The sequence below is a fragment of the Promicromonospora sp. Populi genome, assembly GCF_041081105.1.
GTDB lineage: Bacteria > Actinomycetota > Actinomycetes > Actinomycetales > Cellulomonadaceae > Promicromonospora.
The window spans coordinates 2,054,815-2,075,580 of record NZ_CP163528.1; the positions used below are offsets into that span (position 1 = coordinate 2,054,815).

The following is a 20,766-nucleotide window of genomic DNA, read 5'->3' on the forward strand; positions in this document are numbered from 1 at the left end:
CCACAACCTCCTTTGGTTACCCAATGATGACGCGCCCGGCGGGCGTCTGTGACGCTGGCACCAGGGCAGAGCCGCCCCGCAGCACCGAACCAGTTGAGGAGGAACCGATGTCGTCGACGACATCCGGCCCCCCGAGCCGTCCGTCCGCGCCCTTGGAACCCGGGCGCCCCGGCAGTACCGGCCCCCGTCGGGGCGCTCGTGTGGCCCTCGCCGCCACGCTCGCCGCAGCCCTGGTTGCGGTGGCCGCCGGGTGCGGCGTCACACGCGGCGACGACTCCGCGGACCTCGACATGTGGATCCCGAACAGCCCCGGCGGCGGTTACGACCAGACCGGCCGCGCGGCCGTCGGCGTCCTGGACCGCGACAACATCACCGGCGGCGACATCCAGGTGACGAACATCCTGGGTGCTGGGGGCTCGGTAGCGATGTCGCGGCTCATGGGCGAGGCGGGCAACGAGCAGCTCATGATGACGCTGGGCCTCGGCGTGGTCGGGTCCACGTACTCGTTCGGTGTGGACGCCCGCCCGCACGACGCAACCCCGCTCGCCCAGCTCATCGAGGAGCAGGAGGGTGTGCTCGTGCCTGCCGACTCCCCGTTCCAGACGATCGACGACCTCGTGGCGGCGTGGCAGGAGGACCCGGGATCGGTGGTGGTGGGCGGCGGCTCGTCGCCCGGCGGCCCCGACCACCTGTTCCCCATGCAGCTCGCCGAGACGGTCGGCGTCGAGCCGGTGGACGTGCGGTACGTGTCCTACGACGGCGGCGGCCCCCTGACCAGTGCCCTGCTGGGGAACAAGATCCAGGTGGGGTTCTCCGGGCTCGCCGAGTTCGAGGGGCAGATCGCGGCCGGCGAGCTGCGGGTGCTCGCCGTCTCCGGCGAGGAGCGTGTGACCGGGGACGCCTTGGCTGACGTCCCGACCCTCACCGAGTCCGGCATCGACCTCGTCTTCACCAACTGGCGCGGCGTCGTCGCCCCGCCCGGCATCAGCGAGGAGCGTCGCGGCGAGCTCATCGAGTACCTCACCGAGATGCACGACTCGCCCGAGTGGGAGCAGGCCCTGGCCGACAACGGCTGGACCGACGCCTTCATCACGGGCGACGACTTCGAGCAGTTCCTGCGTGAGCAGGACGAACGGGTGTCCGCCACCCTGAGGGAGCTGAACCTGCTGTGAGCACAGAAGCGAAAACCCCCGACGCGGCGGCCGCGGGCGAAGAAGCCCAGGCCCCGCGCGTCGACGCCGCCCAATACGGGCTGGCTGCCGTGCTGCTGCTCGTCGGCGCGTACACCGTGTACGACGCCACGACCCTGGAGGTCGGGTTCGCCGACCCCGTGGGTCCGCGCGTCTTCCCGTTCGCCATCGGCGCGGCGCTCGTCGTCACGAGCGTGCTGCTGGCCGTGGCGACGGCGCGCGGCTCGCGCCCCGAGCCGGAAGCCGGCGAGGACGTCGATGTCACGACGCCCGCCGACTGGCCCACGGTGCTGAAGCTGATCGGCGTCCTCCTGCTGACCATCGCCACCGTCTCCTGGCTCGGCTGGGCGATCTCCGGCGCGATCCTCTTCGCCGGCGCGGCGTGGTCGCTCGGCAGCCGCACGCTGATCCGCGACATCCTGGTGGGCCTCGTGCTCGCCGTGGGCAGCTGGTACGGCTTCGTGGTCGGGCTGGGCATCCCGCTCACTCCCGGCATCCTCGACGGAATCCTGTGAGGCGGTGACCTGATGGAGAACCTAGGACTGCTGTGGGACGGCCTCGGCGCCGCCCTCACCCCCATGAACCTCCTGTACGCCGCGATCGGCGTGCTGCTCGGCACGTTCGTCGGCGTCCTGCCCGGTATCGGGCCGGCGATGGCGATCGCCCTGCTGCTGCCCGTGACGTTCGGGCTCGAACCCACGCAGGCGTTCATCATGTTCGCCGGGCTGTACTACGGCGGCATGTACGGCGGGTCGACGACGTCGATCCTGCTCAACACGCCCGGCGAGTCGGCATCCGTGATGACGGCGCTCGAGGGCAACCTCATGGCCCGGGTCGGGCGGGGCGCGCAGGCGCTGGCGACCGCCGCCGTCGGGTCGTTCGTCGCCGGCACGATCGGCACCCTCCTGGTCGCGTTGTTCGCGCCCGCGCTGGCCGACGTCGCCGTCCAGATCGGCGCCCCGTCGTACTTCGCGCTCATGGTGCTGGCACTGGTCATGACCGCGACCGTGCTGGGCGCGAGCCCGCTGCGCGGCCTGCTCGCCCTGCTGGTCGGCCTGACGGTCGGCCTCGTGGGCCTGGACCTCAACACCGGGCAACCACGCCTCACGTTCGGCGTCGCCCAGCTCGTGGACCGCCTCGACATCGTGGTGGTGGCCGTCGGCATCTTTGCCCTCGGCGAGGCGCTGTGGGTCGCGGCGCACCTGCGTCGCAAGCCCGTGCGGGTAGTGCCGGTCGGGCAACCGTGGCTGGGCCGCGAGGACCTGCGTCGCTCGTGGCGCCCGTGGCTGCGCGGCACCGCGTTCGGGTTCCCGTTCGGCGCGCTGCCGGCCGGCGGCGCCGAGCTGCCCACGTTCCTGTCGTACATCACCGAGCGCAAGCTGGCGAAGCGCGCCAGCGTCAAGGGCCGCGGCAAGGACGAGTTCGGCAAGGGCGCCATCGAGGGTGTGGCCGGGCCGGAGGCGGCGAACAACGCGTCGGCCGCGGGCATGCTCGTGCCGATGCTCGCGCTCGGCCTGCCCGTCACGGCGACGGCGTCGGTGATGTTGTCCGCGCTGCAGGGCTACGGCATCCAGCCCGGCCCGCAGCTCATGACCGAGCACGCCGACCTGGTGTGGACCCTGCTGGCGAGCCTGCTGATCGCCAACGTCCTGCTGCTCGTGCTCAACCTGCCGCTGGCGCCGCTGTGGGCCCGGCTGCTGCGCATCCCGCGCCCCCAGCTGTACGCCGGCATCATCTTCTTCGCCAGCCTCGGCGCCTACGCGACGAACCTCGACCCGTTCGACATCGGCCTGCTGCTCGTGTTCGGCCTGCTCGGCCTCGCGATGCGGCGGTTCGGGCTGCCGGTGCTGCCGCTCATCCTCGGCGTCATCCTGGGCCCGCTCATGGAGACCAAGCTGCGCGAGGCGCTCACCATCTCCGGCGGCGAGCCCGCCATCCTGTGGAGCGAGCCGCTGGCGATCGCCATCTACGTGGTGCTCATCCTGGTGCTGGTGACCCGACCGCTGCTTTCGCGGTGGCGGGCGCGGACGGAGTCGCGGATCGAGGCCGAGGCCACCGACCCAGACGTGGCAGGGGACGCCGACGCAGCGGACGACGGCGCCGCCGTCAAGACGGAAGGGGACCAGCGGTGACGAACGACGCACAGCACGACGCCGGGCAGGGCCAGAGCACTGCCGACGGCTGGGTGGTCGTGGCGTGGACCCCCGACGAGTTCGGCGAAGCCTCCCTCGAGCACGGCATCGCCTGGGCCCGCGAGGGCGGGCGGGGCATCGCGGTGGTCAACGGCACGCGCGGCGACGCCCTCGTGGACGAACGGTTCGCGGCACCCACCGGCCTCGCCGACCTCGCGGAGCGGCTCCGGGCTACCGGCCTGCCGCACGTCGTTCGGCAGGAGATCGGCCGGGACATCGCGGACCAGGTGCTCGACGTCGCCGACGAGCTCTCCGCGCGACTCGTCGTCGTGGGGCTGCGGCACCGCAGCCCGGTGGGCAAGCTGCTCATGGGCTCCGTGGCGCAGCGGATCCTCCTGACGGCCGAGTGCCCCGTGCTCGCCGTCAAGCCCGGGTCGCGGCCCGCCTGAGCGGCACAGCGGACATACAGCAGCAGGTACAAGGAGATGACGCGGGACATCGGTCAACGATGTCCCGCGTCATCCATAGGTGGGCCCAGAGGGACTCGAACCCCCGACATCCACGGTGTAAACGTGGCGCTCTAACCAACTGAGCTATAAGCCCCGGCAGCGGACCACAATACCTGGCCCGCACCAGAATCGTGCCTGGTTTTCGGACGCGGCCGGCGTCAGACCTCCGCTACCGCCAACCGGTAGTCCTCGAGACTGCGCGCCTGGCCGCGCGGGTTGACGACGCACCAGCGGATGATCCCGTCAGCGTCGATCAGGAACGTCCCACGCAGCGCGATCCCCGAACCCTCGTCGAACACGCCGTAGTCACGCGCGACCGCGCCGTGCGGCCAGAAGTCGGACAGCAGGTCGAACTGGTAGCCCTCGGCCGCCTGCCAGGCCTTGAGCGTGAAGACGGCGTCGGTCGAGATCACCAGCAGTCGCACGCCGGCCGTCTCGAAGTCCTCGATGTTGTCGCGCAGCTCACACAGCTCGCTGGTGCACGTACCCGAGAACGCGAACGGGACGAAGACCACGAGCACCGGCGCGCCACGCAGGTCCGACAACGTCGTCGGGGTCCCGTGCGTGTCGGGGAGCGTGAAGTCGGGTGCGGGATCACCCGGCTCCAGCGTCACCAGCCCTGTCACTTACCGCGGCCCCGATAGCCGAGCCGAGTTGCCGACCAGTCCTCCGCGATGGCGAAGGTGCTGGTGGTCTGCAGGCCGGCGGTGGTGGCGGCCTCCTGGATGTCGCCGTGGCCCACCTCGCCGTCGCGGCCGGGCTTGGGCGTGAAGATCCAGATGAGGCCGCCGTCGTCCAGGACGGTCAGTACATCGACCATTGCATCGGTGAGGTCTCCGTCGCCCTCCCGCCACCAGAGGACGACACCATCGGACACGTCGCCGTAGTCCTCGTCCTCGAGCTCGCTGCCGATGATCTTTTCGATGTCGGCCCGCAGTGCATCGTCGACGTCGTCTCCCCAGCCGAACTCCTGCACCACCTGGCCGGCCTCGAAACCGAGGCGCCCCGCGCCCTGGGTGTCCGTGCTCACTTGGTTGATCGTCCCTCTCTCTGTCCGGCACTGATGCCGGGTCGTATGCATGAGTCGTATGCGTGCTCTGTCGGCCCTGCTTCGGGCCCTCCGTCGCCAAAGGTAGTGCACGCACCCCTGCCATGCCTCGCAACCAGGTCGTGTGGTGCCTTTTTGATGAATCGATGAGACGTCGGCAACGCACAGGTCATGCACTGAGTCTCAGCATTGCGATACCGCGTATCAATTGTGCCGCGAACCTCCACAGACGTAACGCAGATCACGCACTCTTGACCGCCCTATGGTGTGAGCGCACGCTGTGAGGGGACAGAATGTCTAGGACCACCTGTGCGTGGGCGTGCACAGTCGCAACCCCAGGCGACGCAACCGCCGACGCGACGGGTTCTGACGAGGCGGCGAGGAGCGCGAACCGCGACCACGCCGCGCGACACCGAGAGAGGTTGCTGGTGGCTTCGTTTGACGAGACCGGACCGCTGATCAACGGTCTGCTCAGCGCCGTACCCGACATCGACCCGGCCGAGACCGCGGAATGGGTCGAGTCCTTCGACGGGCTGATCGACGACAAGGGCGGACCCCGCGCCCGGTACGTCATGCTCAACCTGCTGCGGCGCGCGCGCGAGCGGAATGTGAGCATTCCCGCGTCGATGGCGACGCCCTACGTGAACTCCATCGGGATACACGAGGAGCCGTACTTCCCGGGTGACGAGGCCATGGAGCGGCGCTACCGCTCGTGGATCCGCTGGAACGCCGCGGTCATGGTGACCCGCGCGCAGCGTGAGGGCCTCGGCGTCGGCGGCCACATCTCCTCGTACGCGTCCGTGGCGACGCTCTACGAGGTGGGCCTGAACCATTTCTTCCGGGGCAAGGACCACCCCGGCGGCGGCGACCAGATCTACTTCCAGGGCCACGCCTCCCCCGGCGTCTACGCCCGGGCCTACCTCGAGGGCCGCCTGACTGCGGACCAGCTCGACGGGTTCCGCCAGGAGAAGTCGCACGCGGGCGGCGGCCTGCCGTCCTACCCGCACCCGCGCCTGATGCAGGACTTCTGGGAGTTCCCGACCGTCAGCATGGGCCTAGGCCCGGCGTCGGCGATCTACCAGGCCTGGACCAACAAGTACCTGCACAACCGCGGGATCAAGGACACGAGCCAGCAGGACGTCTGGGCGTTCCTGGGCGACGGCGAGATGGACGAGCCGGAGAGCCGCGGCATGATCCAGCACGCCGCTCAGCAGCAGCTGGACAACCTGACGTTCGTCGTGAACTGCAACCTGCAGCGCCTCGACGGGCCGGTGCGCGGAAACGGCAAGATCATCCAGGAGCTGGAGGCCCAGTTCAAGGGCGCCGGCTGGAACGTCATCAAGGTCGTGTGGGGCCGCGAGTGGGACGCCCTGCTCAACGCCGACAAGGACCGCGCGCTGGTCAACCTGATGAACATCACCCCCGACGGTGACTACCAGACCTACCGCGCGGAGTCCGGCGCGTTCATCCGCGAGCACTTCTTCGGGCGCGACCCGCGTACCAAGGCCCTCGTCGAGAACATGACCGACGACGACATCTGGAACATGAAGCGCGGCGGGCACGACTACCGCAAGCTCTACGCGGCGTACTCCGCGGCGCGCGCGCACACCGGCCAGCCGACGATCATCCTGGCGCACACCGTCAAGGGCTACGGCCTGGGCTCCGGCTTCGCCGGCCGCAACTCGACGCACCAGATGAAGAAGCTCAAGGGCGCCGACCTCAAGACGCTGCGCGACTCGCTCCGCATCCCGATCTCGGACGCCGAGCTCGACGCCGACCCGTACCTGCCGCCGTACTACCACCCCGGTGCCGACTCGCCGGAGGTCCAGTACATGCTGGAGCGCCGCCGTCAGCTCGGCGGGTTCGTGCCGGAGCGCCGCCCCGGTACCAAGACGCTGCCGCTGCCGGAGGACAAGTCTTACGAGCTGCTGAAGAAGGGTTCCGGCACGCAGCAGATCGCCACGACCATGGCGTTCGTGCGGCTGCTCAAGGACCTCTTCAAGGTGAAGGACTTCGGCAACCGGATCGTGCCGATCATCCCGGACGAGGCCCGCACCTTCGGCCTCGACTCGATCTTCCCGAGCGCCAAGATCTTCAACACGCTCGGGCAGAACTACCTGGCCGTGGACCGCGAGCTCATGCTGAGCTACAAGGAGTCCGAGCAGGGCCAGATCATGCACACCGGCATCAACGAGGCCGGTTCCGCCGCCGCGTTCCAGTCGGTGGGCACGTCGTACGCCACGCACGGCGAGCCGATGATCCCGGTCTACATCTTCTACTCGATGTTCGGCTTCCAGCGCACCGGCGACCAGTTCTGGGCCGCCGGCGACCAGCTCACGCGCGGCTTCATCATCGGCGCCACCGCCGGCCGCACCACGCTGACGGGTGAGGGCCTGCAGCACGCCGACGGGCACAGCCCGCTCATCGCGGGCACCAACACCGCCGTCGTGCAGTACGACCCGGCCTTCGGGTACGAGATCCGGCACATCATGCGCGACGGTATCGAGCGCATGTACGGCCCTGCCGAGAACGGGCTCACGCCCGACGGCCGGCCGCAGGACGTCATGTACTACATCACGGTGTACAACGAGCCGATGGTGCAGCCGGCTGAGCCGGACGACGTCGACGTCGAGGGCATCAAGCGCGGCATCCACCGCATCTCGGTCGGCACCTCGGACGACGACGGCCCCAAGGCCCAGCTCCTCGCCTCCGGCGTGGGTGTGCCGTGGGCGCTCGAGGCGCAGCAGCTCCTCAAGGAGGACTGGGGCGTCTCGGCCGACGTGTGGTCCGTGACCAGCTGGAACGAGCTGCGCCGCGACGCCCTCGCCGCGGAGCACGACTCCCTCGTCGACCCGACGGCGCCGCCGCGCACGCCGTACCTCACCGAGAAGCTGTCCGGCGCCCAGGGGCCGTTCGTCGCCACCAGCGACTACGACCACCTCGTGCCCGACCAGATCCGCGCGTGGGTACCCGGCGACTACGCGGTGCTCGGTGCGGACGGCTTCGGCTTCTCCGACACCCGCGCCGCCGCACGGCGCTACTTCCTGATCGACGGCCCGTCGATGGTGGTCCGGACGCTGCAGGTCCTCGCCCGCCGCGGCGAGGTGCCGGCCGACGTCGTCGCCAAGGCGGTCGAGAAGTACCGCCTGCTGGACGTCAACGCCGGCACGTCGGGCAACACAGGCGGCGACAGTTGAGCTAGTGCGCTTCTAGCCAGCGATCGGGCCCGAAACTCACACGAGTTTCGGGCCCGATCGCTGGGTACAGCACGCTTCGCGGCGCGAGCCGTCAGGCGCGCGGCGGAGCCTGCTCGGCCGCCTCTATCGCCTTCTCCAGCTCGACCAGCAGCGGCTTGACCGCCTTTGTGTCCGGGTGCAGCTCCAGCGCTCGCAGGTGCTGCCTCGCCTCGAACACACGGTTCGCCTCCAGCGCGGCCAGCACCAGGTGCTTGCCGACGATCGGCGCGTGCTCCCGCACCCGCCAGTGCCCCACGCCGAGGCCCAGGGCCTCCACGGGCATCCCCGCCCCGCGCAGGATGGCGAGGCCCTCGGCCAGCGCACGACCGTCGGGATCCCGCTCGGCAGCGGTGATGAACCGCCGGACGGCGCCCTCCGGGTCGTCGGCCAGCGACAGCCGGCCGAGCTCGATCAGGGGGTACCAGCCGCGCGGGTGCCCGGCCAGCTCCTCGGCGAGCGCCCAGACCGCGTTGTCGGCGTCCTGCTGCTTCGACTCGGGGATCTCGTCGGAGTCCCGCAGCGGGTCCTCCAGCGTCGGGTCCTCTGCAGCCCGACGGCGGACGATCTCCGCCAGGGCAGCGAACGCCTCCTCGTTGTTGGGATCGTCGGTCAGCTGTGCGCGCAGCGCGTCCTCGTGCCCCGCGTCCCCACGTCGGGGCGCCGACGGCGACGGACGGCGAGCACCGACCGTGGACGCAGACAGGGGCCGACGGATGAGGCGGCGGAGCCGATGCATCAGGGCCATGCCCTCGACCCTACAGTTTTCCTCCGGCGCGCACTGGGGTCACGCTGCCTCGAAAGTCCGTTTGTGGACTCTCCACAACTCGGGCTCGTATGCTGCCGGTGTGCCACCAACGCGACGGGCCGCTCGAGCCAGCGCCAAAGAGACCGACCGGGAGGCCGACCCGGCCCTCGACCCCGCCGGTTTCCCGATGAACCTCCAGCGGGTCCGCGAGGCCAGCGGCCTCCTGACCGCCGCCGCGATGCGCCGCCTCGACGAGGACCTGAACTGGTACCGCGACCTGCCGGCGGAGGACCGCTCGTACGTGGGCCTCGTCGCCCAGGCCGGTATCAACGCGTTCACCTCCTGGTTCACGGATCCCAACCGGCCGCCGCACGGCGTCAGCGAGATCTTCGCCGCGGCGCCCACCGAGCTGACCCGCTCCATCTCGCTGCAGCACACCCTGCAGCTCGTACGCGTGGTGGTCGATGTCGTCGAGACGCACTCCGACCGGATCGCCGCGCCCGGCAGCGAGCGCGACCTGCGCGAGGCAGTGCTGCGCTACTCCCGCGAGGTCGCGTTCTCCGCCGCGGAGGTCTACGCCCGGGCCGCCGAGTGGCGCGGCGCGTGGGACGCCCGCCTCGAAGCGCTGGTGGTCGACGCCCTCGTGCGCGGCGACGGCGACGACTCGCTGCGCTCCCGCATCTCCGCGCTCGGCTGGAGCGGCCGGGGCAACGCGCTCGTCGTCGTCGGGCTCGCGACCGACGGCCTCGACGAGATCCGCACCGCCGAGATCCGCCGGGTCGCCAGGCGCGCCGCGGGCGACGCGCTGGTCGGCATCCACGGCGACCGCCTGGTGCTGGTGCTCGGCGGAGAGGGCGACCTCGTGTCCGCCGCGACCTCCCTCCTGTCGCGCTTCGGCTCCGGCCCGGTCGTCATCGGCACCCAGGTGCCGAGCCTGACCGACGCCGCGCGGTCCGCCCGGTCCGCGCTCGCCGGCCTCACGGCAGCCCCGGCCTGGCCCCAGGCACCGCGCCCGGTCATGGCGGACGACCTGCTGCCCGAGCGCGTCCTGACCGGCGACTACACGGCCCGCGCCACGCTGATCGCCCAGGCGTTCACCCCGCTGCAGGACGCCGGCGGGGCCGTGCTGGAGACCCTGTCGGCCTACCTCGGCACCGGCCGCTCCCTGGAGGCCGCCGCGCGCCATCTGTACGTTCACCCCAACACGGTGCGCTACCGCCTGCGCAAGGTCTCGGAGATCACGGGCTGGGACCCGCTGGACGCCCGGGAGTCGTTTGTGCTGCAGGTGGCGCTGGCGCTGGGCCAGCTCGGCAGGGGCTAGCGGCAGAGGCCAGCAAGGAGACGTGCGTCACACGGATCTTTAGCGAGGTCGGCGCCTTGTAGGTTCCCCACAAGGCGCCTGGATGAGGTTGGTACGGGTCGCGACGTCCTGGGAGCCCAACGGGTTGGCAGAGTGGACGCGTGCTCGCCGTCGTCTGCCCTGGACAGGGCTCTCAGACCCCCGGGATGCTCAGCGACTGGCTGGAGCTGCCCGGAACCGAACAACGCCTCGTTGCAGCATCCGAGGCCTCGAACCTGGATCTGGTGGCGCACGGCACGACGTCGGACGCGGACACGATCCGCGACACGGCGGTGGCCCAGCCGCTGATCGTCGCCACCTCGCTGCTCGCGCTGCGCGCCCTGCTGGACGGCCGCGCCGCCGCCGATGTCATCGACGTCACCGCAGGTCACTCCGTCGGCGAGCTGTCGGCGGCCGCGGTCGCAGGCGCACTGTCCGACGACGGTGCGGCCGGCCTGGTCGCACGCCGCGCCCGGGCGATGGCCACCGCCGCGGCGGCAGCGCCGTCGGGCATGAGCGCCGTGGTGGGCGGCGACCCGGACGAGGTGCTGGCCGCCATCGAGGCCGCGGGCCTGTGGCCCGCCAACGTCAACGGCGCGGGCCAGACGGTAGCGGCCGGCGCGTTGGAGAACCTCGCCAAGCTGACCGAGAACCCGCCGACCCGGGCCCGCGTGATCCCGCTGCAGGTCGCCGGCGCGTTCCACACCCCGTTCATGGACGCGGCCCGCGCCGAGTTCGAGCCGGTGGCCCTCGGCTGGGCCGCCGCCGACCCGACCCTGCCCTTCCTCGCCGATCTCGACGGGACCGCCTATACCGGCGGCGCCCACGGCCACGGCACCGGCGCGGACGTGCTGACCAACCTGGCACGCCAGGTCACGGCGCCGGTGCGCTGGGACCTGATCATGGCGAACCTCGCGGAGCGCGGCGTCACCGGCCTGGTCGAGCTCGCCCCCGGGGGCGTCCTGACGGGGCTCGCCAAGCGCGGCCTCAAGGGTGTCGAGACGCTGGCGGTCAAGTCGCCCGCGGACCTCGACGCGGCTCGCGAGCTGATAGCAGCCCACAGCACTGTCCTTTCCAGCGGCACGAGCGCGAACGGAGCAGCCCAGTGACCAAGTTGCAGCAGGCCCAGCCCACGCAGTTCTCCCGGATCCTCGCCATCGGCGCGGAACGCGGGGAGCTCGTCGTGACGAACGACGACATCGCGGGTCCCATCGACTCCTCCGACGAGTGGATCCGCCAGCGCACCGGCATCATCACCCGCCGTCGGGCCGGGGCAGACAAGGACGTGCTCGACCTGGCCGAGGCCGCCTCGAACAAGGCGCTGGAGGCCGCGGGCCTCACCGGTGCCGACATCGACGCGATCATCCTCTCGACGATCACGCACATGCACATGACGCCGTCGGGAGCCGCGATGCTGGCCGACCGCATCGGCGCGACGCCGGCCGCGGCCTACGACGTGTCGGCGGCCTGCGCCGGCTACGCGTACGGCATCGGCCAGGCGGACGCCCTGGTGCGCTCGGGCCTGGCCCGGCACGTGCTGGTGATCGGCGCCGAGAAGCTCAGCGAGATCATCGACCCGACCGACCGCTCCATCTCGTTCCTGCTGGGCGACGGCGCGGGCGCCGCGATCGTCGGCCCGTCGGACACGCCGGGCATCGGCCCCACGGTGTGGGGCTCGGACGGCTCCAAGGCGACGGCGATCCGCCAGACGCACTCGTGGACCGAGCTGCGCGCGGACCCCTCGCTGGGCTGGCCCACGCTGCGCCAGGACGGCCCCACGGTGTTCAAGTGGGCGAGCTTCCAGATGGCGCCCGTCGCGGAGAAGGCCATGGCCGAGGCCGGCGTGACCGCACAGGACATCCAGGTCTTCATCCCGCACCAGGCGAACATGCGAATCATCGACCAGATGAAGAAGCAGCTCGGTCTGCCGGATACGGTGGTGATCGCGCGCGACATCGCCGAGACCGGCAACACGTCCGCCGCGTCGATCCCGCTGGCCGCCGACCGGCTCCTGTCCGAGGGACAGGCCAAGTCCGGCGACCTCGCCCTCCAGATCGGGTTCGGCGCCGGCCTCGTGTATGCCGCGCAGGTAGTGGTGCTGCCGTGACCGTTGCCGCCCGTGGCATGCGGCAAGATCTGACCAGCAAGACTCCGGTGCCCGACGGCGCCGGTGACCGTTACGAAAGATAAGGAAGTCCCATGGCCAACACGGACCAGGAGATCCTCGAGGGCCTCGCCGAGATCGTTGCCGAGGAGACGGGCCTCGACACGGCCGACGTCCTGCTCGAGAAGTCCTTCACGGACGACCTCGACATCGACTCCCTGTCGATGATGACCATCGTCACGCACGCCGAGGACAAGTTCGGGGTTCGTATCCCGGACGAGGAGGTCAAGAACCTCGCGACCGTCGGCGACGCCGTGAGCTTCATCAAGGGCGCCCAGGCCTGAGCCGCCCCCCGACGGCGGTCGCGCGGCCCCTTGTGATCCACAGGCCCCGCGCCGCCGTCGGGCACTCACTGCCCACGAGGCAGCAACCTTTCGCATCTGCCCCCTTCGTCCCACCATCCCCGGGAGCATCATCATGACCTCCGCACGCGAAGTCGTCGTCACCGGCCTCGGCGCCACCACACCCCTCGGCGGGGACGTGGCATCCACGTGGGAGGCCGCCCTCGCAGGCGAATCGGGAGCACGCACGCTCGAGAACGACTGGGCGGAGAAGTACGGGCTGCCCGTGGAGTTTGCCGCCACCATCAAGGTGAACCCGGCCGAGGTGCTCTCCCGGCCCGAGACCAAGCGCATGGACCCGTCCGCGCAGTACGCGGTCGTCGCGGCGCGCGAGGCCTGGGCCGACGCCGGCAGCCCCGAGGTCGACGGCGCCCGCCTCGGCGCCGTGGTGTCCTCCGGCATCGGCGGCATCCAGACCATCCTGGACGGCTGGGACACGCTCCGGGAGCGCGGCGCCCGGCGGATGCTGCCGATGACCGTCCCCATGCTCATGCCGAACTCGCCTTCGGCGTACGTGTCCCTCGAGTTCGGTGCCCGCGCGGGCACGCACGCGCAGGTGTCGGCGTGCGCCTCGGGCGCGGAGGCCGTCGGGTACGCGGTGGAGATGATCCGGAACGGCCGGGCCGACGTCGTCGTCGCCGGTGGCACCGAGGCGTCGATCCACCCCATGCCGCTCGGCGCGTTCGCGGCGTCGCGCACGCTCTCGCTGCGCAACGACGACCCGCAGCGCGCCTCCCGGCCGTACGACATCGACCGGGACGGCTTTGTCCTCGGCGAGGGTGCCGCGGTCCTGGTGCTGGAGAGCGCCGAGCACGCGGCCGCCCGTGGCGCCCGCGTCTACGCGAAGATCACTGGTGTCGGCCTGTCGTCGGACGCCTACCACATCACCTCCCCCGACCCCGAGGGCACCGGCCAGATGGCCGCCATGCGGTTCGCGATCGAGGACGCCGGCATCACCGCCGCCGACGTTGTGCACATCAACGCGCACGCCACCTCGACCAAGGTGGGGGACCTGACCGAGACGCGCGCCATCCGGAACCTCCTGGGCTCCGACGCCGACCACGTGCAGCTCTCGGCGACCAAGTCCATGACCGGCCACCTGCTCGGCGGCGCGGGCGCCCTCGAGTCCCTGTTCACCGTCAAAGCGATCTCCGAGCGGCTCGCCCCGCCCACGATCAACGTGGACAACCCGGACCCCGAGCTGCAGGTGCCGCTCGTGCGCAACGAGCCCTCGAAGCTCGCCGGCGGCGACGTCGCCGCGATCAACAACTCGTTCGGCTTCGGCGGTCACAACGTAGCGTTGGTCGTCCAGAACAGCTGAACCCTGCCGCCGTCGGCGGCCCCCTTGCCAGGGATATGACGAAGTGTGGGCTTGTCGCGCCCGCACCCCCTCCTTCTGACATGGGAGAATGTAGGCATGGTTATGCGTGAGATCCGTGTGGTTCCCGACCCTGTGCTGCGCACCCCGTGCGACACCGTGACGACCATCGACGACCGCGTCCGCGGTCTGGTCGCCGACCTGGTCGAGACGGTCGACGACGAGGGGCGCGCCGGGCTGGCCGCCAACCAGATCGGCGTCTCCCTGCGGGCTTTCTCGTGGAACATCGAGGGCGAGATCGGCTACGTGATCAACCCGCGCATCGTCGAGCTGGGCGAGGAGCTGCAGGACGGCGGAGAAGGCTGCCTCTCCGTGCCCAACCTCTGGTACCCCACCGTGCGCGCCAACTACGCCCGGGTCGAGGGCATCGACCTCGACGGCGAGCCGATCACCGTGGAGGGCACCGGGATCATGGCCCGCTGCCTCCAGCACGAGTGCGACCACCTCGACGGCATGGTCTACCTGGACCGCCTCCAGAAGGATGCGCGCCGCGCGGCGATGCGGGAGCTTCGCGCGCGCCTGTGAGGGTCGGCACCGCCCGTTTAGTACACATCGCCCCTGTGGGATGAATCTCAAGAATCTCCTATGGGGCACTAGTGTTACTGCTCCCTTTTAGGCAAGAATGTGCCGCACGTACTTGTCGTACGTGGTGATTATTTCGATGCTCGCGCGCGGTTTCGCCTCGCATCTCGTCGTCGGATCAGGCAGGATGTGGTCCGAAGCACCGCTGTGTTACCGACCACAGCGTCACCGCCCTGGTGAGGACGTAGGGGAAGACGTACCTCGACCCAGGGAGGAAGACATGGCCGGTGTCATCACGCGGGGTGTGCTTTTTGTGCATTCCGCGCCTCGTGCCCTGTGCCCCCACATCGAGTGGGCCGCGGGGAACGTCCTAGGTGTGCGCGTTTCCATGGACTGGACCGCGCAGCCAGCCGGGCGTGGCCTCTACCGTGCCGAGTACTCGTGGCAGGGTCAGCAGGGCACGGGCGCAAAGCTGGCCTCCGCGCTGCGCGGCTGGTCTCACCTGCGGTACGAGGTCACCGAGGACGCGAGCAACGGGGCCGACGGCGCCCGCTGGTCGCACACTCCGGACCTCGGCATCTTCCACGCCATGACAGACGTGCACGGCAACGTCGTGGTCCAGGAGGACCGCGTCCGCGCCGCCATCGAGCTCGCCGACCCGCGTGCCATGCGGGACGCACTCGACCTGGCGCTGGGCGCGGCGTGGGACGACGAGCTGGAGCCGTTCCGCTACGCGGGCCTGGGCGCCCCGGTCCGCTGGCTCCACCAGGTCGGCTGATCTACGGGTCGACGAGAACGGGGTTGTGTTCGTCAGGAGCCTCCTGACGAACACAACCCCGTTCTCGTCTGCTCGCTGACCAGTTGGTGATAGGTGCGGTGCCGAGGAAGATGGCGTCTCCCGCCATCATGAAGAGCGAGAAGAACGGTAGGCCCATGAGGACGGCGATGGCCGCGTGCATGAGGAGGGCGCCGGCCACGGCCGCCGTCCGCAGGTGTCGCTGCAGCAGCAGGAGCGGGAAGGTGAGCTGCAGCGCGAGCGTCCCCCAGGTCACCGCGACCACGAGCCACCCGGTGCCCGCGACCAGGTCGGCCAGCGGGGGCCACGGCCGGAACTGCGGCAGCATCAGCGGGTAGTAGACCGCCGACCCGTCGCGCCACTCGGCTCCCTGCAGCTTGAACAGCCCCGCCAGCACGTATGCAAGGCAGATCTGCGCGCCTACCGCCAGCACGGCGGCGTTGTGGACCAGGTTAAGCACCTGCGTGCGTTCGGAACGTGGCGGTGCCTGCGTGGGTGCGTGGGCGCGTGCCGACGACGGCGCAGCGCCGGGCCCACTCCCCCGACGTCGCGCGTCCAGGGACCAGCGCGCGGAGGTGTCCGCGAAGCAGAGGTAGATCAGCAGGATCCGCGAGATGTTCTCCCCCTGGTCGGCGATCACCGGGTTGATCGCCGTCAGCCCCGACCAGCCGAGCAGGAGCAGCGGCACGGTCCAGCGCGCGCGCCAGCCGAGCGCCACCAGGGCGGCCACCAGGAGCAGCGCCACGAGCCCCGCAGTGAGCAGCGGGCCGCTGGCGAGCGCGTGCCCGCCGAGCGGCGTCGTCCACCGGGCTCCCCCACCCCACAGGGCGTGCCGCGCCGGGAAGTTCACCGCCACGTATCCGCCGATGCCCACACCGAACGCGATGCGCATCAGCGCGACGCCGTACGTCGCGTGCGCGGAGCGAGTCATCCAGCGCACACCGGAGTCCAGCGCGGAGACCAGCAGCTTCGTCGGCGAACGGTCCGTCCGCGGGGCCGCTGCGCGCCTCACCCTGCACCCCCGCCGGTTGCCGGAGTTGTGCGCTGCAGTGCGTCCCAGGTGGTGCGGAACGCGGCGTCGTCCTGGCCGGGGACGACCTCGGGCGGCCGGGCGCCGAGGGTGAGCTCCGTCGGCGCGGGTCGTTCACCGGTCCCGTACGGCGTGACCTCGTGGCGCACGATGCTGACCTGGACGAACACGGGGACCCCGGCCGCGCCGGCGTCGGCCCGGAGTACCTGGGTCGCGTAGGCGACCAGGGCACGGTCGTTGACAAGGTAGTCGTCGACGACGGCGGGGGCCACGCCCTCGTCGAGCAGCACTGTCCGCAGGGTGGGCCAGGGGTCGGACGCCGCGGCCGGCTGGTCCGGGGCGCTCAGCGGCGACCTCAGGACGATCGCGCGGCCCGCCTCGGGCAGCGCCAGGTAGGCCGTCCGGGTCTCGGAGGCGAGCCGGCGGGACGGCCGCTCGGTCGCGGCGGGGAGGATGTGGCCGGTCAGCGCGCGGACCTCGACCGCCGTCGTGTCGATCCAGGGGCCGGGGACCAGGACGCCGTCGGTCCCGTCCGCGTAGACGCCGCGCACGCGCAGCGCGTACTCCACGTGCAGGGGCGAGGGCGCGAAGATCGACCAGTTCTGCGCGAAGACCGGGTTCATATAGGTCTGCACCGCGAGGTCTACGCCGGTGGCTGGTGTATCGGCGCTCGAATCGTCGTCGGGCCGGCCGGTCCATTGGGTCGGCGCCGCCCAGAGGAAAGTAGCCACGAAGTGCACGAGCAGGAGCGCCCAGACCGTGCTGACCAGTGCCCGGACGCGCGGGGAGACGGCCGGGAGGTCGCCGGGCGACCCCTCCGGCGAGCCCACCGGGGATCGGCGGGCGACTCCCTCACCCTGTGCGCTGCTCACCGCGCACAGGGTGCCAGAGCCGCCCGCTTCGTTCCAGCCCGCCGCAACTGTCCCGGTCGAGGCCGACAGCGACGATCAGCCCTTGACGCAGAGCACCGTCCGCAGGCGGGCCACGACCTCGACGAGGTCGGACTGGGCGGCGAGCACGGCGTCAGGACATTTCCGGTTCGCCCTGCGGCGCCGGGCGCGTGGCCGGCACCTGGATTCCCGGCGCGAGGCAGTAAGATCCTCACCGCGGCTTCGTGCTGCAGGCCCCGTTAGCTCAGTTGGTCAGAGCAGGAGACTCATAATCTCTCGGTCACAGGTTCAAGTCCTGTACGGGGCACCAGAGGCCCGGAATCCCGCCGATTCCGGGCCTCTTTGGCACCGGAGGACAGCCATGTCCACGGTGACGGACACCGCCGCCCCGCATGCTGACGGAGGAGAGTTCCCATGGCCAGACCAGCCCCGGCACGCCGGGCACACCGGGCGCGGCGATGGGTCCTGGGCGCCACCCTGGCTCTTGTCCTCACCGTCGGCCTCGCCGCGGGGGACCGGTACTCCTCCGCACCGGCGGGACCTCGCGAGTGCACCGCCGAGGTGCGTCCCGTCGCGTTCGGGACCACGGGCACCGTCCCCGCCATGCCGCCGTTGCCGCACACCGCCCCGGGCCTGACCCAGATCGGCGGTGTCGTGAACGACGCGAGCTGCCTGAACGAGGTCCCCGTGCACGGCGTCGCACGCCCCGGCAGCGAGGACGACGTCGTCCAGGCGGTCGCGTACGCGCGGGAGAACGACCTGGCGGTATCCGTGTCGGGGACACGGCACGCGATGGGCGGGCAGGCGTCCTACCCGGGCGGCCTCGTGCTCGACATGCGAGGGCTCGACGCCGTGACCGTGGACGCGGAAGCCGGCACGGTGCGGGTGGGAGCAGGTGCCACGTGGCGCAGTGTGCTCGAGACGCTGCATGCCGAGGGCCGGGCCGTCACCGCGATGCCGAGCATCGACATCCTCAGTGTGGGCGGGACCGTGTCGGTGAACGCGCACGGGGTCGACTTCCGGCGCGGTTCGCTCGCGGGGACCGTCCGGTCCCTGCGGCTCGTCACCGCGGACGGCACGGTCCGCGACATCGACCGAGCAAGCGACCCGGAGCTGTTCGGCGCGGTGATCGGCGGCTACGGGTTGTTCGGAGTGATCACCGAGGTCGAGCTGGAGACCGTGCAGGACACCATGTACCAGCTGGAGCAGCGCGTGATCCCGAGCGGGGACCTCGCGCGGACCTACCTCGAGGAGGTCGTGCCCGACGAGGACGCCCGCCTGATGTACGCCCACCTGTCCACGGCACCGTCGTCCTTCCTCTCCGAGGCCATCCTCTACACGTACAGCGACACCGGAGGGACGCCCGGGGATGTCGCCGAGCCGATCCCGCCGCTGAAGGACACGCAGAACTCCCGTGTGGGACGGTTCGCACTCAACCTCGCCAGGCACGGCGGCGTCTTCCAGGAGGTGCGCTGGGCCGCGCAGAAGCACGTGCTACCGAGCTTCCAGCCCTGCGCCACCTCGCGCAACGCGGCGCTACGCGACGCCGAGGCCTGCCTGGTGGCCCGGACCCAGGCCACGTACAACGGTCTCGGGCTCCTCAACCACAAGCTGCCGGACCGGACCGACGTCCTGCACGAGTACTTCGTGGAGCCGGACCGGCTCGGCGAGTTCCTCGAAGCCGCGGCGCCCGTGCTGCGTGAGCACGACGCCGAGCTGCTGAGCGCGTCCGTCCGGGTGGTGCACCGTGACGAGGTCTTGCTGTCGTACGCGCAGGGCGACCGGCTGTCGGTGGTCCTGTATCTCAGCCAGGACCTGTCCGACGCCGGGAACGCCGACATGGCGGGGCTGACACGGCAGCTGGTGGCGCTCGCCCTGGAGCACGGGGGCACGTTCTACCTGCCGTACCAGCCGCACTACACGCGCGAGCAGGTGGCGCAGGCGTACCCGACCCTCGACGAGTTCTTCGCGCTGAAGCGGCAGCACGACCCTGAGGAGCTGTTCCGCAACGCCTTCTACACGCGGTTCTCCTGACCGCGGGATCAATCCTTCCCGGCCTCTGCCTCGGCCTTGAGGAACTCCTCCGGCGGGTCGAACTGCGACAGGACGAGCTCGGCGCCGAACGGGTCGCGGATCGTCGCTGCCTTGGACCATTCGCCGTCCTCCGTCGCCGGCCGATCGGGAATACATGACTGGTCATGCTGTTGACAGATACATAACCAGTCATGCATCCGAAGGATCTCGCGAAAGGCAAACCCATGCAGTTCGGAATCTTCACGGTCGGCGACATCGCCCCCGACCCGGTCACCGGCTACACCCAGAGCGAGGCAGAGCGCATCAGCAACCTCGTGCGCATCGCACAGCGCGCCGACGAGGTCGGCCTGGACGTCTTCGCACTGGGCGAGCACCACAACCCGCCGTTCATCCCGTCGTCCCCGACCACCCTGCTGGGCCACATCGCGGCGCTGACGAAGAACATCGTGCTGAGCACGTCGGTCACGCTCATGACCACCAACGACCCGGTGAAGATCGCCGAGGACTACGCGATGCTCCAGCACGTCGCCAAGGGCCGGCTCGACCTCATGGTCGGCCGTGGGAACACCGCGCCGGTCTACCCGTGGTTCGGCAAGAGCATCCGCGACGGCGTGGCGCTCGCGCTGGAGAACTACAACCTGCTGCACCAGCTCTGGCGCGAGGACGTCGTCGACTGGGAGGGCCAGTTCCGCACGGCGCTGCAGGGCTTCACCTCCACGCCCCGCCCGCTGGACGACGTGCCGCCGTTCGTCTGGCACGGCTCGATCCGCACCCCCGAGATCGCGGAGCAGGCGGCCTATTACGGCAACGGCTACTTCGCGAACCACGTCCTGGCGCCCAACTTCCACTTCAAGCCGCTCGTCGACTTCTACCGGCAGCGGTTCGAGCACTACGGCCACGGCAGCGCCGACCAGGCGATCGTGGGGCTCGGCGGCCAGGCCTTCATCGCGAAGCGCTCCCAGGACGCGGTGAACACGTTCCGCCCGTACTTCGAGAACTACCCGCTGTTCCGCGGGATGAAGCTCGACGACTACATGCGGGACACCCCGCTGAGCGTCGGCAGCCCGCAGGAGATCATCGACAAGACGATGACCTTCCAGGAGGGCTTCGGCGACTACCAGCGCCAGCTGTTCGCCATGGACGGCCTCGCGCTGCCCGTCGAGATGGCGCTCGAACAGGTGGAGCTGCTGGGCACCGAGGTCGTCCCGGTGCTGCGTAAGGAGATGGCCTCCCGCCGGGCGCCCGGCGTCCCCGACGCGCCCACGCACACGAGCCTCGTCACCGCCAAGTACGGCGACGCCGAGCCGCGCCAGCCGCGACCGAACCCGAACCGCGGCGACAACCTCTCGGGGCCGTCGCCCTACCAGGACAGCGACTCGGCCTTCCAGGCCCGTTTCCCGGCGGCGGTGTGA

At 70.7% G+C, this 20,766-nt stretch carries 20 protein-coding genes and 2 tRNA genes; 15 read left to right on the forward strand and 7 right to left on the reverse strand.

The features are described from left to right. Positions 1 to 107 precede the first annotated feature (107 nt). Genes AB1046_RS09315 through AB1046_RS09330 form a run of 4 tightly spaced genes read left to right on the forward strand, consistent with a single transcriptional unit; the run spans position 108 to position 3,771 of the window. Positions 108 to 1,172 carry a Bug family tripartite tricarboxylate transporter substrate binding protein gene (locus AB1046_RS09315; RefSeq protein WP_369374588.1) on the forward strand — a complete coding sequence of 355 codons (1,065 nt, stop codon included), beginning with the start codon at positions 108 to 110 and terminating at the stop codon, positions 1,170 to 1,172. After that, positions 1,169 to 1,705 (forward strand): tripartite tricarboxylate transporter TctB family protein, encoded by a 537-nt coding sequence (locus AB1046_RS09320; protein WP_369374589.1) that lies wholly within the window; start codon positions 1,169 to 1,171, stop codon positions 1,703 to 1,705. The genes AB1046_RS09315 and AB1046_RS09320 overlap by 4 nt, the downstream gene beginning before the upstream one ends. Positions 1,706 to 1,717: 12 nt before the next feature. Beyond that, positions 1,718 to 3,322: a tripartite tricarboxylate transporter permease gene (locus tag AB1046_RS09325; protein ID WP_369374591.1), complete on the forward strand. Its 1,605-nt coding sequence runs from the start codon at positions 1,718 to 1,720 to the stop codon at positions 3,320 to 3,322. After that, a complete protein-coding gene (locus tag AB1046_RS09330; RefSeq protein ID WP_369374592.1) occupies positions 3,319 to 3,771 on the forward strand; it encodes a universal stress protein in 453 nt (150 codons plus the stop codon). The genes AB1046_RS09325 and AB1046_RS09330 overlap by 4 nt, the downstream gene beginning before the upstream one ends. Before the next feature lie 80 nt (positions 3,772 to 3,851). Here the strand turns inward: AB1046_RS09330 and AB1046_RS09335 are convergent. The 3 genes from AB1046_RS09335 to AB1046_RS09345 all read right to left on the reverse strand — a co-directional run bounded on the left by AB1046_RS09335 (position 3,852) and on the right by AB1046_RS09345 (position 4,861). Then, positions 3,852 to 3,925 (reverse strand) — tRNA-Val (locus tag AB1046_RS09335). A gap of 64 nt (positions 3,926 to 3,989) precedes the next feature. After that, the gene (locus tag AB1046_RS09340) at positions 3,990 to 4,445 is read right to left on the reverse strand and encodes a peroxiredoxin (protein WP_369374593.1); all 456 of its coding nucleotides are present in this window, start codon (positions 4,443 to 4,445) and stop codon (positions 3,990 to 3,992) included. An 8-nt stretch (positions 4,446 to 4,453) separates the two neighbouring features. Next, positions 4,454 to 4,861, reverse strand: a complete 408-nt coding sequence (locus AB1046_RS09345; RefSeq protein ID WP_369374594.1) for a DUF3052 domain-containing protein — start codon at positions 4,859 to 4,861, stop codon at positions 4,454 to 4,456. Between the two features lie 446 nt (positions 4,862 to 5,307). Between AB1046_RS09345 and aceE the strand changes: the two genes are divergently transcribed. Continuing rightward, positions 5,308 to 8,076: a pyruvate dehydrogenase (acetyl-transferring), homodimeric type gene (aceE, locus tag AB1046_RS09350; RefSeq protein WP_369374595.1), complete on the forward strand. Its 2,769-nt coding sequence runs from the start codon at positions 5,308 to 5,310 to the stop codon at positions 8,074 to 8,076. A gap of 91 nt (positions 8,077 to 8,167) precedes the next feature. Here aceE and AB1046_RS09355 read toward each other — a convergent pair whose 3' ends face one another. Then, on the reverse strand, positions 8,168 to 8,860 hold the full coding sequence (locus AB1046_RS09355; protein WP_369374596.1) for a hypothetical protein: 693 nt from the start codon (positions 8,858 to 8,860) through the stop codon (positions 8,168 to 8,170). 187 nt (positions 8,861 to 9,047) lie between these two features. On the opposite strand from AB1046_RS09355, the gene AB1046_RS09360 reads away from it, so the two are divergent. The 7 genes from AB1046_RS09360 to AB1046_RS09390 all read left to right on the forward strand — a co-directional run bounded on the left by AB1046_RS09360 (position 9,048) and on the right by AB1046_RS09390 (position 15,382). Further along, entirely contained in the window at positions 9,048 to 10,181 is a 1,134-nt protein-coding gene (locus AB1046_RS09360) for a PucR family transcriptional regulator (protein ID WP_369375641.1), read from the forward strand. A gap of 140 nt (positions 10,182 to 10,321) precedes the next feature. Then, positions 10,322 to 11,308 carry an ACP S-malonyltransferase gene (locus tag AB1046_RS09365; RefSeq protein ID WP_369374597.1) on the forward strand — a complete coding sequence of 329 codons (987 nt, stop codon included), beginning with the start codon at positions 10,322 to 10,324 and terminating at the stop codon, positions 11,306 to 11,308. Next, on the forward strand, positions 11,305 to 12,306 hold the full coding sequence (locus AB1046_RS09370; RefSeq protein WP_369374598.1) for a beta-ketoacyl-ACP synthase III: 1,002 nt from the start codon (positions 11,305 to 11,307) through the stop codon (positions 12,304 to 12,306). Before AB1046_RS09365 ends, AB1046_RS09370 begins: the two co-directional genes overlap by 4 nt. 92 nt (positions 12,307 to 12,398) lie before the next feature. Continuing rightward, on the forward strand, positions 12,399 to 12,647 hold the full coding sequence (locus tag AB1046_RS09375; protein WP_108493754.1) for an acyl carrier protein: 249 nt from the start codon (positions 12,399 to 12,401) through the stop codon (positions 12,645 to 12,647). A 133-nt stretch (positions 12,648 to 12,780) separates the two neighbouring features. Beyond that, positions 12,781 to 14,025: a beta-ketoacyl-ACP synthase II gene (gene fabF / locus AB1046_RS09380; RefSeq protein ID WP_369374599.1), complete on the forward strand. Its 1,245-nt coding sequence runs from the start codon at positions 12,781 to 12,783 to the stop codon at positions 14,023 to 14,025. A gap of 96 nt (positions 14,026 to 14,121) precedes the next feature. Beyond that, positions 14,122 to 14,607, forward strand: a complete 486-nt coding sequence (gene def, locus AB1046_RS09385) for a peptide deformylase (RefSeq protein ID WP_369374600.1) — start codon at positions 14,122 to 14,124, stop codon at positions 14,605 to 14,607. 277 nt (positions 14,608 to 14,884) lie between these two features. Next, entirely contained in the window at positions 14,885 to 15,382 is a 498-nt protein-coding gene (locus tag AB1046_RS09390) for a DUF3145 domain-containing protein (protein WP_369374602.1), read from the forward strand. Between the two features lies 1 nt (position 15,383). Here the strand turns inward: AB1046_RS09390 and AB1046_RS09395 are convergent, their stop codons facing one another. Both AB1046_RS09395 and AB1046_RS09400 read right to left on the reverse strand, forming a co-directional pair. Continuing rightward, on the reverse strand, positions 15,384 to 16,412 hold the full coding sequence (locus tag AB1046_RS09395) for an HTTM domain-containing protein (RefSeq protein ID WP_369374604.1): 1,029 nt from the start codon (positions 16,410 to 16,412) through the stop codon (positions 15,384 to 15,386). Continuing rightward, positions 16,409 to 17,302, reverse strand: a complete 894-nt coding sequence (locus tag AB1046_RS09400) for a DUF5819 family protein (RefSeq protein ID WP_369374606.1) — start codon at positions 17,300 to 17,302, stop codon at positions 16,409 to 16,411. Before AB1046_RS09400 ends, AB1046_RS09395 begins: the two co-directional genes overlap by 4 nt. Positions 17,303 to 17,553: 251 nt before the next feature. Here AB1046_RS09400 and AB1046_RS09405 point away from each other — a divergent pair. Together AB1046_RS09405 and AB1046_RS09410 are read left to right on the forward strand one after the other, a co-directional pair. Then, positions 17,554 to 17,630 (forward strand) — tRNA-Ile (locus AB1046_RS09405). Between the two features lie 104 nt (positions 17,631 to 17,734). Next, positions 17,735 to 19,354 (forward strand): FAD-binding oxidoreductase, encoded by a 1,620-nt coding sequence (locus AB1046_RS09410; protein WP_369374608.1) that lies wholly within the window; start codon positions 17,735 to 17,737, stop codon positions 19,352 to 19,354. Between the two features lie 8 nt (positions 19,355 to 19,362). On the opposite strand, the gene AB1046_RS09415 is transcribed toward AB1046_RS09410, so the two are convergent. Beyond that, the gene (locus AB1046_RS09415; RefSeq protein ID WP_369374610.1) at positions 19,363 to 19,551 is read right to left on the reverse strand and encodes a hypothetical protein; all 189 of its coding nucleotides are present in this window, start codon (positions 19,549 to 19,551) and stop codon (positions 19,363 to 19,365) included. A gap of 27 nt (positions 19,552 to 19,578) precedes the next feature. Here AB1046_RS09415 and AB1046_RS09420 point away from each other — a divergent pair, with 27 nt between their 5' ends. Next, positions 19,579 to 20,766 carry a CE1758 family FMN-dependent luciferase-like monooxygenase gene (locus tag AB1046_RS09420; RefSeq protein WP_369374612.1) on the forward strand — a complete coding sequence of 396 codons (1,188 nt, stop codon included), beginning with the start codon at positions 19,579 to 19,581 and terminating at the stop codon, positions 20,764 to 20,766.